15 protein-coding genes are annotated in these 14826 nt (G+C 70.6%); 4 read left to right on the forward strand and 11 right to left on the reverse strand.

Going from position 1 to position 14826, the window contains the following annotated elements:
• The first annotated feature begins 112 nt into the window (after window positions 1–112).
• The 4 genes from IFSED24_RS08175 to IFSED24_RS08190 all read left to right on the forward strand — a co-directional run bounded on the left by IFSED24_RS08175 (window position 113) and on the right by IFSED24_RS08190 (window position 2557).
• On the forward strand, window positions 113–1228 hold the full coding sequence (locus tag IFSED24_RS08175; RefSeq protein ID WP_491334725.1) for a hypothetical protein: 1116 nt from the start codon (window positions 113–115) through the stop codon (window positions 1226–1228).
• Window positions 1229–1291: 63 nt separating this feature from the next.
• Window positions 1292–1438, forward strand: a complete 147-nt coding sequence (locus IFSED24_RS08180) for a DUF4070 domain-containing protein (RefSeq protein ID WP_491334726.1) — start codon at window positions 1292–1294, stop codon at window positions 1436–1438.
• A gap of 73 nt (window positions 1439–1511) precedes the next feature.
• Entirely contained in the window at window positions 1512–2090 is a 579-nt protein-coding gene (locus IFSED24_RS08185; protein ID WP_491334727.1) for an HD domain-containing protein, read from the forward strand.
• Window positions 2087–2557 (forward strand): GNAT family N-acetyltransferase, encoded by a 471-nt coding sequence (locus tag IFSED24_RS08190; protein ID WP_491334728.1) that lies wholly within the window; start codon window positions 2087–2089, stop codon window positions 2555–2557. The genes IFSED24_RS08185 and IFSED24_RS08190 overlap by 4 nt, the downstream gene beginning before the upstream one ends.
• Before the next feature lie 54 nt (window positions 2558–2611).
• Here the strand turns inward: IFSED24_RS08190 and mnhG are convergent, their stop codons facing one another.
• The 11 genes from mnhG to IFSED24_RS08245 form a co-directional block, all read right to left on the reverse strand.
• The gene (mnhG, locus tag IFSED24_RS08195) at window positions 2612–2971 is read right to left on the reverse strand and encodes a monovalent cation/H(+) antiporter subunit G (protein ID WP_491334729.1); all 360 of its coding nucleotides are present in this window, start codon (window positions 2969–2971) and stop codon (window positions 2612–2614) included.
• Window positions 2968–3243, reverse strand: a complete 276-nt coding sequence (locus IFSED24_RS08200; RefSeq protein ID WP_491334730.1) for a cation:proton antiporter — start codon at window positions 3241–3243, stop codon at window positions 2968–2970. The genes mnhG and IFSED24_RS08200 overlap by 4 nt, the downstream gene beginning before the upstream one ends.
• Window positions 3240–3713 (reverse strand): Na+/H+ antiporter subunit E, encoded by a 474-nt coding sequence (locus IFSED24_RS08205; protein ID WP_491334731.1) that lies wholly within the window; start codon window positions 3711–3713, stop codon window positions 3240–3242. The genes IFSED24_RS08200 and IFSED24_RS08205 overlap by 4 nt, the downstream gene beginning before the upstream one ends.
• A complete protein-coding gene (locus IFSED24_RS08210) occupies window positions 3710–5245 on the reverse strand; it encodes a proton-conducting transporter transmembrane domain-containing protein (protein WP_491334732.1) in 1536 nt (511 codons plus the stop codon). The genes IFSED24_RS08205 and IFSED24_RS08210 overlap by 4 nt, the downstream gene beginning before the upstream one ends.
• Entirely contained in the window at window positions 5242–5592 is a 351-nt protein-coding gene (locus tag IFSED24_RS08215; RefSeq protein ID WP_491334733.1) for a Na+/H+ antiporter subunit C, read from the reverse strand. The genes IFSED24_RS08210 and IFSED24_RS08215 overlap by 4 nt, the downstream gene beginning before the upstream one ends.
• Window positions 5589–6017 (reverse strand): Na+/H+ antiporter subunit B, encoded by a 429-nt coding sequence (locus IFSED24_RS08220; protein ID WP_491334734.1) that lies wholly within the window; start codon window positions 6015–6017, stop codon window positions 5589–5591. Before IFSED24_RS08220 ends, IFSED24_RS08215 begins: the two co-directional genes overlap by 4 nt.
• Entirely contained in the window at window positions 6014–8401 is a 2388-nt protein-coding gene (locus IFSED24_RS08225) for a putative monovalent cation/H+ antiporter subunit A (RefSeq protein WP_491334735.1), read from the reverse strand. The genes IFSED24_RS08220 and IFSED24_RS08225 overlap by 4 nt, the downstream gene beginning before the upstream one ends.
• A gap of 143 nt (window positions 8402–8544) precedes the next feature.
• Window positions 8545–11658 carry an efflux RND transporter permease subunit gene (locus IFSED24_RS08230; protein WP_491334736.1) on the reverse strand — a complete coding sequence of 1038 codons (3114 nt, stop codon included), beginning with the start codon at window positions 11656–11658 and terminating at the stop codon, window positions 8545–8547.
• Window positions 11659–11678: 20 nt separating this feature from the next.
• Complete coding sequence (locus IFSED24_RS08235) at window positions 11679–12962, reverse strand: efflux RND transporter periplasmic adaptor subunit (protein WP_491334737.1); 1284 nt, start codon at window positions 12960–12962, stop codon at window positions 11679–11681.
• The gene (locus IFSED24_RS08240) at window positions 12959–14212 is read right to left on the reverse strand and encodes a TolC family protein (protein ID WP_491334738.1); all 1254 of its coding nucleotides are present in this window, start codon (window positions 14210–14212) and stop codon (window positions 12959–12961) included. Before IFSED24_RS08240 ends, IFSED24_RS08235 begins: the two co-directional genes overlap by 4 nt.
• 81 nt (window positions 14213–14293) lie before the next feature.
• On the reverse strand, window positions 14294–14647 hold the full coding sequence (locus IFSED24_RS08245; protein WP_491334739.1) for a hypothetical protein: 354 nt from the start codon (window positions 14645–14647) through the stop codon (window positions 14294–14296).
• Between the last annotated feature and the right edge of the window lie 179 nt (window positions 14648–14826).

A 14826-nucleotide genomic window follows, 5' to 3' on the forward strand; every position in this document is an offset into this window, starting at 1 on the left:
ACTGTGCGACGCACATGGGGACCCGGGGATCGACCACGGGTCCCCGTTTTCCGGAACCTCTTGGTTGTGCCATCGAGACTGTGTCCGGTCCCTGATTTGCAGTATCAGGGGCATGAATACTCACCATATCTATCATCAGGATTGGCGGCCCCCACATTGCCCCAACCCTGACTGCAAGTTCCACAACGACTTGCCCGAGCCCTGGCCCTGCAAACGCATGGGCTTCTTCTACCGCAAGGCCGCCCCCCACCGTATCCGCCGGTTTCTCTGCAAGCACTGCCGTGTCTCCTTCAGTTCACAGACCTTCTCCACGACCTACTACCTCAAGCGCCCCGACATCCTCCCCCAGCTGATGACCAAGACCGTCGGCTGCATGGCCAACCGCCAGATCGCCGCCGACCTGAAGGTCTCCCCGACCACCATCGACAACCAGCTCAACCGCCTCGGCCGCCACTGCCTGCTCTTCCACGAGCAGATCCGACAGCGAATGTCGCCGTCCCGGGTGATCGCCGTCGACGGGTTCGAATCCTTCGAGCTGAGCCAGTACTTCCCGTTTCACTTCCATCTGGCGGTGGACTGCCGAACCGGGATGTTCCTGCATTTCACCGACAGTCCGCTCAGACGGAAGGGATCGATGACGGCGCGGCAGAAGGCGCGTCGGCAGGAGCTGGAGGCGCAGTTCGGGCGACCCGACCCGCGGGCGGTGCGCAAGGACATGCAGGAGCTGCTCGAGACGGTGACGCGGAAGGCCGCGGCAGTGACCATCCGCAGCGACGCTCACAAGTCGTATCCGCCGGCGATCCGGGCGGTGGAGACGGCGTGGAAGGTGATCCGGCATGAGGTGACGAGTAGTCGGGATCGTCGGGATCAGCACAACGCGCTGTACGAGATCAACTTGCTGGATCTGTTGCTGCGTCATGGGAGCGGGAATCACAAGCGGGAGACGATCGCGTGGTCGAAGCGTCGCCAGGGAGCGGCGCTGCGGTTGGCGGTGTTCCTGGTGTGGCGAAACTACGTGCGGCCTCGTTGGACGAAGAAGTGTGGGGAGACGCCGGCGATGGAGGCTGGGCTGTTCGGGGGGCGGTTGACGGTGGAGGAGATCCTGAGTGGTCGGTTGTTCGTGTCGAAGGTCGGGCTCAAGGGGCGGTGGCGGGAGTACTACTGGGGGGAGGTGGAGACGCCGGCGTTGGGAGTGAATCGGCGGCATGCGTTGAAGCGGGCGGCTTGAAAGAGAGGGCCTGGGTGTTGGCCCAGGCCCGGGACACAATCTCGTGGGTACAACCTGCTCGGCTTGATCGACAACCAGCGTTGGCATTACTGCCGCCTCCTGGCCTGGACCCTGCTGCGCCGGCCGCGTCTGCTGCCTCAGGCCGTGACCATGGTGGCCTTCGGCTACCACTTCCGCTGCTATTTCCGCGAGGTCCTGGCGGGCCCCTGATTGACGGTGGCCCTCGCTGTGCCACGACGCTATGCTCGAACGGCGCCCACGACCCGCAGCCCAGGAGGCCTCCATGCCCGCCACCCCTACGCCCTGGCTCGACCTGCTCCTGCAGGCCAACATTCTCAAGACCACGCCCCGCACCGGCTGGCATCTGCGCTGGGTCCCCCGCCCCGAGGACGTGGCGGCCCACAGCTGGGGCACCGCCATGGTCGCCCTGGTCCTGGCCGAGATGACCGGCGAGGATCTCGACCGCGGCCGGCTGCTGAGCATGGCCATCCTCCACGACCTGGCCGAGAGCGAGGTCTCGGACATCCCCCGCATGGCCGTGCGTCATCTGCCCGAGGGCGCCAAGAACGCCGCCGAGGCGAGCGCGCTGGCCGAGATGCTCGCAGGCCTGCCCATCGCGGACCGCTGGACCGCGCTGCTGGACGACTACAAGAACGAGACAGGCCCCGAGGCCAAGCTCGTCCGCGACGCCGACCGACTCGAGTTCCTGCTCCAGGCCTGGGTCTACCGCCGCACCACCGGCAACGAGCGCCTCGAGGAGGTCCGCCTGGCCTACACCGGCAAGCGCTTCTCCTCGGCCGCGGCCGTCGAGCTGGCCGAGGCGATCCTCGCCTGCTGGAACGCCGAGATCGAGGCGCCGTGAGCGCGGTCATCCGCCCGGCCAAGACCGACGACTTGCCGCAAGTGGTCACGCTCTGGCGCGAGCTGATCGACCTGCACACGCCGCACGAACCCGCGTTCACCTGTGCCGAGGACTGGGCCGCCCAGTGGCACGAGTTCGCCGCGGCCCGGCTCGAGGATCCGCTCTCGCGGCTGCTGGTGGCCGAGGTCGAGGGCGCGGTGGTGGGCTACCTGCTGGCCATGATCTCCAGCTACCCGCCGGTCTTCGCCGCCGGCCGCTACGGCAACATCTACGACGTGCTGGTCACCGAGCGCTGGCGCGGGCACGGGCTGGGCGAACGGTTGGTGGCGGAGATCCTGGACTGGTTCCGGGCCCAGGGGCTCCAGCGGGCGGAGCTGCGGGTGCTGCTGGCCAACGAGGCGGGGCGGCGGTTCTGGGAGCGGATGGGGTTCAGGGCGTTTCTCGAATCGCGTGCTTGCCGTTTGTAGGCGGAAGCAGTTCCTGACCCTGACGAACCGACCAGTTGCGGGGTGAAACCCTGGTCAGTCCTCCTCGTCGGTGACGACGTGAACCGTGGGGCGGTATTCGTCCAGCGCGGTGTCGTCGGCCAGTGACACGCCGCCACGATAGCCGGCGCGGGCGATCATGTGGGCGGCCACCGGCGCGGTGACGAGCAGGAAGACCACGATGAGCAGCGTCCGCACCAGGATGGCCGCCTCCCCGAACCAGATCCCCACCGACAGCAGGATCAGGGCGGTGCCCAGGGTGGCGGCCTTGGACGAGGCGTGCATGCGGGTCAGCAGGTCCGGCATGCGCAGGATGCCGACGCCCGCGATGACGATGAGCAGCGAGCCCAGGCCGGCCAGGATCACGCAGAGCAGCTGGATCAGCGGCGAGGTCATGGTTTGCCGGACTCCTCGAGGTAGCGGGCGAAGGCGATGGTGCCGACGAAGGTGATGAGGGCCATGACGATGGCCACGTCCAGGAACACGGGCTGGTCATGGACGGCGGCGTAGACGCCACAGATCGCCACCCCGATGGTGGCCAGGAGATCGAGGGCCACGATCCGGTCGGGCAGGCTCGGGCCGCGCAAGAGACGCACGACGGTCAGCACCATGGCCAGCCCCAGCAGGGCCAGCAGCAGGTTGCCCACGGTGGCGATCGACAGGGTCATCGCAGCAACTCCTCGATGCGGCGCTCGAAGCCGTCCTTGATCTCGCGGCGGAACGCCTCGGGGTCGTCGACGAACATGCCGTGCACGTAGAGGGTGCGCCGGTCGGGCGAGAGGTCGAGGCTCAGGGTCCCCGGCGTGAGGGTGACGACGCTGGTCAGCAGGGTGACGGCGACGTCGCTGTCCAGGTCCAGGGGCACGGCCACCACGGCTGGCCGCCGCCGGTCACGCGGGGTGACCACGTCCCAGGCCACCCGGGCGCTCGAGATCAACAGCTCCTTGACGAAATAGGCCAGGAACCCCACCACGGTGGGGACCTTGTTGAAGTAGCCGGATTCGCCCAGGAATGGCCGGCAGAGCCAGAGCACCACGAACGCCACCGCGAAACCCACGGTCAGGTTGACCAGGTCGATGTCGCCCTGGAGCGCGGCCCAGACCACGGCGAGGGTGGCGTTGTACCCGAGCATTCTCATGGCTGGCCTCCCCGCACGGCGACGCCCACGGCCTCGAGGTAGGGCGTGGGGTCCAGCAGTTCCGCGGCGGCCCGGTCGGCCAGGCCGAACAGCCAGTCCGGGAACAGGCCGATCAGGACGGTCACCAGGGCCAGGCCCACGGCCGGGACCACCAGGGGGCCAAGGTGGCGGGGGTCGCCGACGGGACCGGCGGACGCCACGTCGGGGGCCGCCTTCCAGTAGGCTTCGTTCCAGATCTTGATCATGCTCATGAGCGTGAGCATGCCGGCCAGGATCGCCGCGGCCACCACCCACCAGGCCTCGGCCAGGAGGCTCGCGCGCAGCACGGCCAGCTTGGCCCAGAACCCCGACAGCGGCGGGATGCCCGCCAGGCTCAGGGCCGGCACCAGGAAGAGCGCGGCAAGCCACGGACGCTGGCGGTACAGGCCGCCCATGTCCCGCAACTCCTCCGTACCCATCAGCCGCCGCATGATGCCGCCGATGAGGAAGAGGTTGGTCTTGACGATGATGTGGTGGGCCACGTAGAACACCGCCGCCAGCAGCCCCAGGCGGCGCACGGCCGGATCCGGCGCGGCGAGCAGGCCCAGCCCCACCACCATGTAGCCAATCTGGCTGATGATGTGGAAGCTGAGGATCCTCCGCACGTGGTACTGCGAGACGGCGCCCAGCACCCCAACCACCATGGTCACGGCGGCCATCACCAGAAGGAGCTCGTGGCTGCCCCCGACGCCGCCGAACACCAGAGTGAACATCCGGATCAGTGCGTACACGCCCACCTTGGTCAGGAGCCCGGCGAAGATCGCCGACACCGACACCGGCGGGGTGTGGTAGCTGGACGGCAGCCAGAAGTAGAGGGGAAAGAGCCCGGCCTTGATGCTGAAGCTGACCAGGAAGAGCCCCGCCACGGCGGCCACCAGGTCGGGGTGCTGTTCGGCGACGGTGGGGACCACCCCGGAGAGGTCGGCGAAATTGAGGGTGCCCGTCAGGCCGTAGAGCACGCCCAGGGCCGACAGGAAGATGGCCGACGCCACGAGGTTGAGGGTCACGTACTTGAGGGCGCCCTCCATGCGGGCGCGTTCGCCGCCCAGGGCCAGCAGCACGAAGCTGGCCATGAGCATGACCTCGAAGCAGACATAGAGATTGAAGGCGTCGCCGGTGATGAACGAGCCGCTGACGCCCATGAGCAGCACGTGGAAGAGCGGGTAGAAGCCGGCCTGGCGCTCGCCCGTGTCCACGTCGCTCAACGAATAGATGGCCACGGCGAAGCCCACCACGCTGCCCAGCAGCACCATCAACGCGCCCAGGGTGTCGGCGACCAGGGTGATTCCGAACGGCGCCGGCCAGCCGCCCATCTGCTGCGCCACCACGCCGCCGACGGTCACGCGGTGCAGCAGGGCGACGGCCGCCGCCAGGAGCGCGCCGGTGCCCAGCACGCCGAGCGCGGCCTGGACCCGCGGCCAGCGGCAAGCGAGCAGCGAGAGCGTGGCGCTCACGAGGGGGATCAGGACCGGCAGGACGATGATGCCGCTCATGACTCGCTGGACCTCAGGGCGTCGGTGTCGTCGGTGCCGGTCACGGCGAAGACGCGCTTGATGAGCACGGCGAAGAAGGCCGTCAGGGCGAAACTGATGACGATGGCGGTGAGGACCAGGGCCTGGGGCAGCGGGTCGGCCACCCCGGCCGGCGGCGCCTCGGCGCCGGGCGCCGCGAGGGGCGGGGCCGCCCTCACGAGCCCGCCGATGGTGAAGATCAGCAGGTTGGCGCCGTTGCCCAGCAGGATCAGGCCCATGATCAGCTTGACGAGGTTGCGCCGGAGCATCAGATAGATGCCGGCCGCATAGAGGATGCCGATCAGCAGGGCCATGAGCACGGTGGTCATGAGCGCTCCTCGTCGGGGATCTCGGCCAGGGTGATGATCATCAGGGTGGCGGTGCCCAGCACGACCAGGTAGACGCCCACGTCGAACAGCAGCACGGTGCTGAGCTTGCCGACACCCGGCACGGCGACCTTGCTCCAGAGGCCGGTCAGGAACGGGTGCCCCTGGAACTGGCCGGGCAGGCCGCTGCCGAGGGCGATCAACAGGCCCGTTCCGATGATCACGCGGGGATCGACGCGCAGGACCCGGCGCGCGGCGGCCGGCCCCGACGCCAGCAACGCCAGCCCGACCCCGCCCGCGGCCAGCAGGCCGCCGATGAACCCGCCGCCGGGCTCGTTGTGGCCCCGCAACAGGATGAAGACCGAGAACACCAGCAGGAGAGGCAGGATCAGGCGCGTGGCCGTGCGCAGGATCAGCGAGTCCCTCATCGCGTCTCCTCCGGTCGGGAGGTCCGGCGGCGGAGCAGGGCGTAGACCCCCAGCCCCGCGGCCGCCAGCACGGTGATCTCCCCCAGGGTGTCGAGGGCCCGGAAATCGACCAGGATGACGTTGACGACGTTGCGCCCGTGGGCCTCCGGGACGCTGCCGGCCAGGAAGAACTGCGAGAGTCGCGGATCCCGCGTCACCCCGGCTGCGGCCAGGACGAAGAGGGTCATCATGGCGCCCGCCGCTCCGGCCACCACCGCATCGCGGATCCGCGAGGGCGTGCCGCAGCGCTGGACCACGCGCGGCAGGCGGTAGAGGACCATCACCAGCAGCACCACCATGAGCACCTCGACCATGACCTGGGTCAGGGCGAGGTCGGGGGCGCTGAAGAGCACGAAGATCAGGGCCAGGCCCGTGCCGACCACCCCGAGGACGGCCAGCGAGGCCAGGCGGGAACGGAGGCGTGTCACGATCAGGCTGGCCACCAGCACGGTCAGGATGATGACGACCTCGTGCACCCGCCAGCCGCCGCCGTCGGGCCAGCGCTCGGCCGCCACCGCGCGCAGGATCGGCAAGCCGGCCACCGCGACGGTGAACACCACGGTACACAGGACGTAGATGCGCAGGCGGCCCGCCTGCACCTTGCGCGTGACCCGGGAGGCCCCCGCCTGTAATCCCTGCAGGAACCATTCGAACTGGCGATCGGGGTCGACGAAGCGGAGCCACCGCCACGCGGGCCGCTTGGCGTGGAGGCGTCCCCGAAGCACCCGGTGCAGGCCCCAGCCGGCCGCCAGGGTGAGCAGGCTCAGGCCCAGGACAGCGAGCGCGGACGGGTCGACGCCGTGCCATAGCTTCAGTTTCATGGCGACGGGATAGCCCAGGATGGCCGAGGCGGCCGCCGAGCCCATGGCGACCTCGAATGGTTCGGGCAGGAGCCCCCGCCCCAGGCCGAACAGTGCCAGCAGCACCGCGCCGACGAGCATGGCCGGCGGCGCCTCGTGGGGCCGCCGGGGCAGATCGCGCGGGCGGCCCAGGAACGGCCACACCGAGACCATGAACGCCGAGGCCACCAGCGCCACGTTGGCCACCACCGAGGCGATCACGGCCCAGGCCCCGATGGCGTCGAGGTCCAGCTTGGTCTTGTAGAGCATCTCCTTGCCGATGAACCCGAACATCGGAGGCGCGCCCGCCTTGCTGAGCGCGGCCAGGATCCCGGCCAGGGCCGTCCAGGGCATCCAGCGCCGCAGACCGCCCAGCAGGCGCAGGTCGCGGGTGCCGGCCTCGTGGTCCACGTTGCCGGCCACCATGAACAGCGCCGCCTTGTAGAGCGCGTGGGCCACCAGGTAGACCATCGCGGTCTTGACGGCGGTCTCCGTGCCGATGCCGATGAGCATGACCAGGGTGCCGAGCACCGCCAGCGTCGAGTAGGCGAGGACCCGCTTGAGGTCGCGCTGGGCCAGGGTGGACAGGGCGCCCGTCAGCATGGTCACCAGTCCGACCGTGCCCAGGACCCAGACCCAGGCCGGCGTGCCGCCCAGCTGGGGCGACAGGCGGGCCAGCAGGTAGATGCCTGCCTTGACCATGGTGGCCGAGTGCAGGTAGGCGCTCACCGGCGTGGGGCCGGCCATGGCCGCCGGGAGCCAGAAATGGAACGGCACCTGGGCCGACTTGGTCAGGCAGCCCAGCAGCACCAGGGCCAGGATGATCGGGTACCAGCCGTGCTGGCGCAGATCGACCGTCGCCAGACCGGAGAGCTTGCCCGCGACCGACGCCGAGAGGCCCAGTTGCTCGCCGGCCAGGCCCATGAGCAGCAGCCCCGCGAGCAGGAGCAGCCCGCCGAGGCCGGTGACGAGCAGGGCCTTGAGGGCCGACCCGCGCGCGCCGGCCCGCTCGTGGTCGAAGCCGATGAGCAGGTACGAGCATACACTGGTGAGTTCCCAGAAGACGAAGAGGGTGATGAGGTCGTCGGCCAGCACCAGGCCGAGCATGGCGCCCATGAACGCCAGGAGGAGCAGGTAGAAGCGGCCCAGCCGGGGGTCGTCGCCCAGATAGGCGCTGGCGTAGATCACCACCAGGGCTCCGATGCCGCTGATCAGGAGCACGAAGGTGATGGACAGGCCGTCGGCGAGCAGGGCCAGGTCGATGCCCAGCAGCGGGACCCAGGCGAACGACACGGTGACGACGTCGCCGGGGGCCATGGGCAGCATCCGGAACGCCGCGAGGAAGACCGCCGCCGGCGCCAGCGCCAGCAGCCAGCCGACGCGGCGCCCGCACAGGCGGGCGGCCGCCGGAGCCACGAGGCTCGCCAGCAACGGGATCGCGATGATGAGCAGCAGGGGGTCCATGCTCCAGGGCCGCGGGCGGCCGGCGTCGGGGTCGTCGGTCACCTCGACCCGTGGTAGCGGGCCGGGCGGATGTTCTGCGACAGTCTAGTCGAAGAAGTGGTCGCCGTCTCGGTCGAAGACGAGGGAGCGGCTCGCCGCGGCGTGGACTCCGCGGAGAGGACCGCACGACCGACAGCGGGTAGCGGTCAATCGCGGTCGTCCTGGACCGGGCCGCTCGACCCACCACCCCCGAATACCCGATACAGCGCCGGCAAGACCAGCAGCGTCAGCACCGTCGAGCTGATCACCCCGCCGATCACCACCGTCGCCAGCGGCCGCTGCACCTCGGCGCCGACCCCGGTGGAGATCGCCATGGGGATGAACCCCGCGGCGTCGGTGATCGCCGTCGCGAGCACCGGCCGCAGCCGCCGGCACCCCGCCTCCACGATGGCCGTCGACAGCTCGTGCCCCGCGGCGAGCCGGTCGCGCAACGCCGCCACCAGGATCTGACCGTTGAGCACGGCGATGCCGGCCAACGCCACGAATCCCACCGCCGCCGAAACCGAGAACGGCAGGCCCCGCAGCTGCAGCGCGAGCACCGCGCCCACGAACGCGAACGGGATGCCGGTGGCGATGATCGCCACGTCGCGGACCCGTTTGAGGCTCAGGTAGAGCAGCGTGAGCACCAGCAGCAGAGCGGTGGGCACCGCCACGCCCAGGCGCACGCGCGCCCGTTCGAGGTGCCGGAACTGGCCGCCCCAGTCGATGACGTAGCCGGTGGGCAGCTCGACCTCGGCGGTGATGCGTTCGCGGGCCTCGTTCACGAACGAGGACACGTCGCGTCCGACCACGTTGACCTGCACGCGGATCAGGCGGCGCCCCCACTCGCGGTTGATGGTGGCCAAACCCTCGCGGCCACCGACCGCGGCCACCTGGCCCAGCGGCAGCCGCGCTCCGGTGCCGCTGGTGATGAGCAGATCGGAGACGGCGGCGGGGTCGCCGCGGAAACGGTCGGGCCAGCGCACCACGAGGGGGAATTGCCGCTGGCCCTCGAAGACCTCGCCCACGTGCAGGCCGCCGATGGCCTCCACGCCCTGCAGCGCGGCGTCGGCGGGCAGGCCGTGGCGCGCGAGGGCGGCGCGGTCCACCGCCACCGAGAGCACGGGCTGGCCGGTGACCTGGTCCACGCCCACGTCGCCGGCGCCGTCGATGCCGGCGAGGATGTGGTTGACCTCCTCGGCGAGCTCCACGAGCACGTCGAAGTCGTCGCCGTAGATCTTCACGCCCAGGTCGGAGCGGATGCCGGAGGACATCTCGTTTAGACGCATGACGATGGGCTGGGTGAAGGCGTAGTTGGCGCCCGGCACCTCGGCCACCAGCGCCTGGATCTGCGCCGTGAGCTCCTCCTGGGTCTTCGCCCGCCGCCAGTTGTCGCGCGGATAGAGCGTCATGAAGACGTCGCTGAGCTCGGTGCCCATGGGATCGGTGGCCACCTCGGCGGTGCCGATGCGGGTCCAGACGTGGCTGATCTCGTCGGGGAAGTTCTCGAGCAGCAGCGTCTCGATCCGCGTGTTCTGCGCCACCGACTCGCCGATCGCCACCCCGCTCAGGCGCACCACGTTGATCACCACGGCGCCTTCCTTGAGCTGCGGCAGGAACTCGCCGCCCAGACGCATTCCCAGCCCGCCAGCGGCCACGAGCACCGCCGTCGCCCCCGCGAGCACCAGCCGGCGCCGGCGCAACACCCACTCGAGGACGGGCCGGTAACCCGCGGTGAGCGCGCGGCCCACGCGGCCGCCGTCCACCGGCGCGCGGTCGCCCAGGAACGAGGTGCTCAGGACCGGCGTCAACAGCAGCGCCAAAAGCAGCGCCCCGCCCATGGCGAACATGAAGGTGAGCGCCATGGGACGGAACATCTTCCCCTCGGTGCCCTGCAAGGTGAGGATGGGCACGAAGACGATGAGGATGATGCCCATGCCGAAGACGATGGGACGCACCACGGCCTGGCTCGCACCGAGCACGGTGGCGCGGCGCTCGTCGGCGGTGAGCTTGCGGCCGAGCGCGCGGCGCTTCTCGGCGAGGCGGCGCATGCTGACCTCGGTCATCACCACCGAACCGTCCACGAGGATGCCGAAGTCGATGGCGCCGAGCGAGAGCAAGCTCGCGGCGATGGCGGCGCCGGTCATGCCGACGGCGGCGCACAGCAGCGCAAGCGGGATGGTGACCGCCACGATGAGGCCGGCGCGCAGGTTCCCCAGCAGCAGGTACAGCACCACGATCACCAGGATGGCGCCGGCGATCAGGTTGTGCTGGACGGTCTTCAGCACCTCGGCGGTGAGCCTTGTGCGGTCGTAGACCACCTCGATCTCCACGTCGCTCGGCAGCGAAGGCTTCACGCGGTCGAGCGCCTGCTTGAGCTCGGCGGTGACCGCGGCGGGATTCTCGCCCATGAGCGTGAACGCCAGGCCCATCACGACCTCGCCGTGCCCCTGCGCCGTGACTGCGCCGCGGCGGATCTCGTGCCCGATCTCCACGGTGCCCAGGTCGCGCACGAAGATGGGACCGCCCTCGAAGCTGGCCACCATGATGCTGGCGATGTCCTCGATGGTGCCCACGCGGCCCACGCCGTGCACCAGGCTGGCCTGGCCGCCCACGGTGACCACGCCGCCGCCCACGTTGCGGTTGTTGGCCTCGAGCGCCGCCACCACGTCGCCGAGGGTGAGGTCGTAGCGCGCGAGCCGCTCGGGCGCCACCACCACGTGGAACTGGCGCACCTTGCCGCCCCAGCTGTTGACCTCGGCCACCCCGGCCACCTTGCGCAGTTCGGGCTTGATGAGCCAGTCGTGGATGGTGCGCAGGTCCTCGAGGCCGCGCTCGGGATCGCTGCTGCGCACGATGTAGTGGAAGACCTCGCCGAGCCCCGTGGCGATGGGACCCAGCTCGGGCGGATCGATGCCCGCGGGCAGTGAGACTCCAGCCAGCCGCTCGGCCACGTACTGCCGGGCGTCGGTGATGGCGGTGCCGTCGCCGAAGATGGCCACCACCTGGGAGAACCCGAACTGCGACACCGACCGCACCTCCACCAGGCCCGGCAGTCCGCCCAGCGACAGCTCCACCGGGATGGTGATCTGCTGCTCGATCTCCTCGGGCGACAGCGACGGCGCCACGGTGTTGACCTGCACCTGGATGGGCGTGGTGTCGGGGAAGGCGTCGACGGGCAGGTTCAGCAGCGCCGCGGTCCCCAGACCGGCGAGCAGCAGCACCCCCACCACCACGATCAGGCGGTTCTCCAGCGCGAAGCGGACCAGGCGTTCCAGCATCAGATGCTCTCCTCGCGTCGCTACTCGTGGGCGCAGCCGGCGCCCAGCTTGGACTTCAGGAACTCGGTGTAGAGCGCGGCGCTGCCGGCCACGACCACGTTATCGGTCTCGCCCAGGCCCGCGGCCACGGCGACCTGTTCGCCGAGGCGCAGGCCCAGATCGACGCGACGCAGCTGGAAGAGGTCGCCCGCCTCCTGCACGAACACGAAGCTGGAGCCGTCCACGGTCTGGACCGCGGCCACGGGCACGGCCATCACGCTGGACCCGGCGCCCACGGCGATGACCGCCTCGCCGAAGAGACCGGCCTTGAGCATCCCGTCGGGATTGGGGACGACGGCGCGGGCCTGCAGCAGGCGGGTACGCGGATCGAGGCCGCTGCCGATCCAGGCCAGTTCGCCGGTCACCGTCACCCCGGCCAGGGCGTCGAAGTGGGCCGTCACCGGCTGACCGCGGCGCAGCACCGATAGCGCGCGTTCGGGCACCGACAGTTCGAGCCAGACCTGCGAGAGGTCGGCCAGCTGCAAAAGCGGCGCGCCCGCGGCCACGGCCTCGCCCAGCACGGCGTGGCGCTCGATGATCTCCCCAGCGAAGGGCGCACGCAGCTCGTAGCGGGCGGTGGTGTCGCCAGAGCGTTCGATGTCGCGGAGGGCGTCCTGGTCCAGCCCCAGGTTCCGCAGATTCTGCGCCGCCGACGCCACGGCGACCTCGGCGCGCGCGAACGCGGCTTCGGCCGCCTGGAGGTCGCGCTCGGCCGCGATCTTCTGCTCGCGCAAACTGCGCTCGCGCTGGACGTCCTGCGCGTGGAGGTCACGCTCGAGCACCGCCGCGATGTAGTCGTGCTTGGCGGACGCCACCTCGCTCGAGACGATCTCCACCAGCACCTGGCCGGCCGTCACGCGTGCGCCCACGTCCACGAGCACCTTCTGGATCACGCCGCCTACCAGCGGGGTGACGTGGGCCAGACGATTGCGGTCGTAGCCGATCTCGGCGTAGGCGGTGATCCCATCGCCACCGACCTGCGTGCCGGGGTGGGCCGTGACCAGGCCGCCGAGCTGGGCCGACCGCTCCGACGCCAGGCGCACCTTGAGGCTCTGGCCCGGCGCCAGCAGCGCCGCGAGCTGGGGCTGGCAGACCCCGCATTCGTCCTCGAAGAGCTGGTGCTCGCCGCAGAACCCGCGTTCGTCCGTGCTGGGAGTCGCTCCGGGCGTGTCGCAACATTCGTCGCCCGCCGGCGCGACCGTGGGCACCGTCAGGAGCACGACGCAGGCCAGGGTGAGCGCGGTATGGAAGGTCCGGATCGTCATGGCGTCACTTCTCCTTGGGGGACGGCGGCCAACGGCGGCAGGGCCGCGAGCGCGTGAACATCGAGGGCGGCCAGGGCGGCCTCGAGGCGCAGGTCGGCCACCTCGACACGGGTGTCCAGCAGCTCCCGCTGCACGGTGAGGACCTCGCCGAGGTCGCTCTTGCCGGTGCGGTAGCTCTCCTCGCTCAGCGCGACGCTGGCGCGGTGGGCGGCCAGGGCCTCGTCGCGATAGGTGGTCAGGGCCGTGTGCAGCCGGTCATGCCGGTGCCAGGCGGCGGTCACCCGGCTGGCGATGCGGCGCTGGGCGTCGGCGAGGTGCAGGTAGGCCAGGGTATCGGCGGCGGCGGCGGTCCGGCGCTCGCCCTTGCCGGTGTTGAAAACGGGCAGGCTCATGGAGACGCCGACCTTCACCAGATCCGACTGCTCCTCGCGCCCGGCGCCTGCCGAGAGGGCGAACTCGGGCCTTCCGGCGGCGGCCGCCACCCGGCGCAGCGCGCCCGACTGCTCGGTGCGGGCGGCGAGGGCCTCCAGGTAGGGGTGGTCCTGCGCCGTGGCGCGCACGGCGGCCAGATCGGGGGGCGGCGGCCAGTCCACCTCGCCGGTCAGTTCGACCGGCGTATCGGCGTCGAGGGCGAGCAGGCGCAGGAGATGCGCCACGGCGTCGTCGACGTCGGCCTCCGCCCGCAGCAGTGCCACCCGGGCGCCGGCCAGGGTCACGGTGGCCACCTGGGAATCGAGCACGCCCACCTCGCCCGCCTCGTAACGACGGTCGGCCAGGTCCTTGAGCCGCTCGGTGAGCGCCAGGACCTGGGCGGCGATCTCCCGCCGCTCGCGGGCGTGCAGCGCCAGGAGGTGGGCCCGCGCCGCCTCGGCCAGGACCTCGACCTCGGTGCCGCGCAGCTCGTCGCCGCTGGCCCGCGCGCCGGCCTCGGCGGCGTCGATGCGGGCCGAGCGCCCGTTGAAGCCCAGGTCCAGGGGCTGAGTCAGGCGCAGGAAGCGGTCGGTGGTGGTGCCGGCGTCGTTGCGGCGCGGGCCGACATCCAGGTCGAGAGCCGGATTGTGGCGCCAGGCGCGGGCGGTCAGGACCTCGCCGTCGGCCGCGCCCACGCGGGCGCGGGCGGCGAGAATCCCGGTGGCCTGGGCGCGCGCGTACTCGAGCACGGCGGCGCGGTCGAGGGTCAACGGCGCCGCCACGGCCGCCGTGGCGGTCGCCCAGAGAATCAGCAGGATTGTCCACGAACGGATCGACATCGATGCCCTCCGGCCAGTGAAACCGTCACGAACCCGGCCTGCGAAACGGCCGGGCACACGAAAGCGGCGGCGGCGGAGGGATCAGATGAGCAGGACGACCGTCCGGTCGGGAGCGCGGTTGGTCGGGACCGGGCCTCCCCCGCCCGCGGGCCGTGCCGGGGGCGGCACGGCGCCGACGGCCACACGCTCGCTGTCCGCAGCGAGGTCGGCGACGGGATCGGGTGCGCAGGAGAGAACGTCCAAGGGCGATTCGACGCCGCTCAGGGAGCAGCCGCAATCGCCGGCCTGCGCGGCCACCGGCTCCGCGTCGTGGCAGCGGTCGGAGCAGCAATGGGCCAGCACCGGCACGGCGGCCAGGGTGACACACACCACGAGGACGCCGGCCAGGAGGTGGCGACTGAGGGTGTGGAGCGGGTGGTTCGTGGGCGTTTTCATGGTAGTGGTAAAGATAACCTTCGTTTCGCGGAAATCCAGACCTGAGCCGAGATGAACGACCAGCAATGGTCGTCTGAACTCTTGTACACCGGGAGAGTTCCCGGATCGAATGTCGATCCCAGACCGGAGGCCGGCCCACCACCAGGAACCGGCCCCCGCCACGCAGCGCCTCGGATGTC

The sequence above is a fragment of the Candidatus Latescibacter sp. IFSED24 genome, assembly GCF_058273205.1.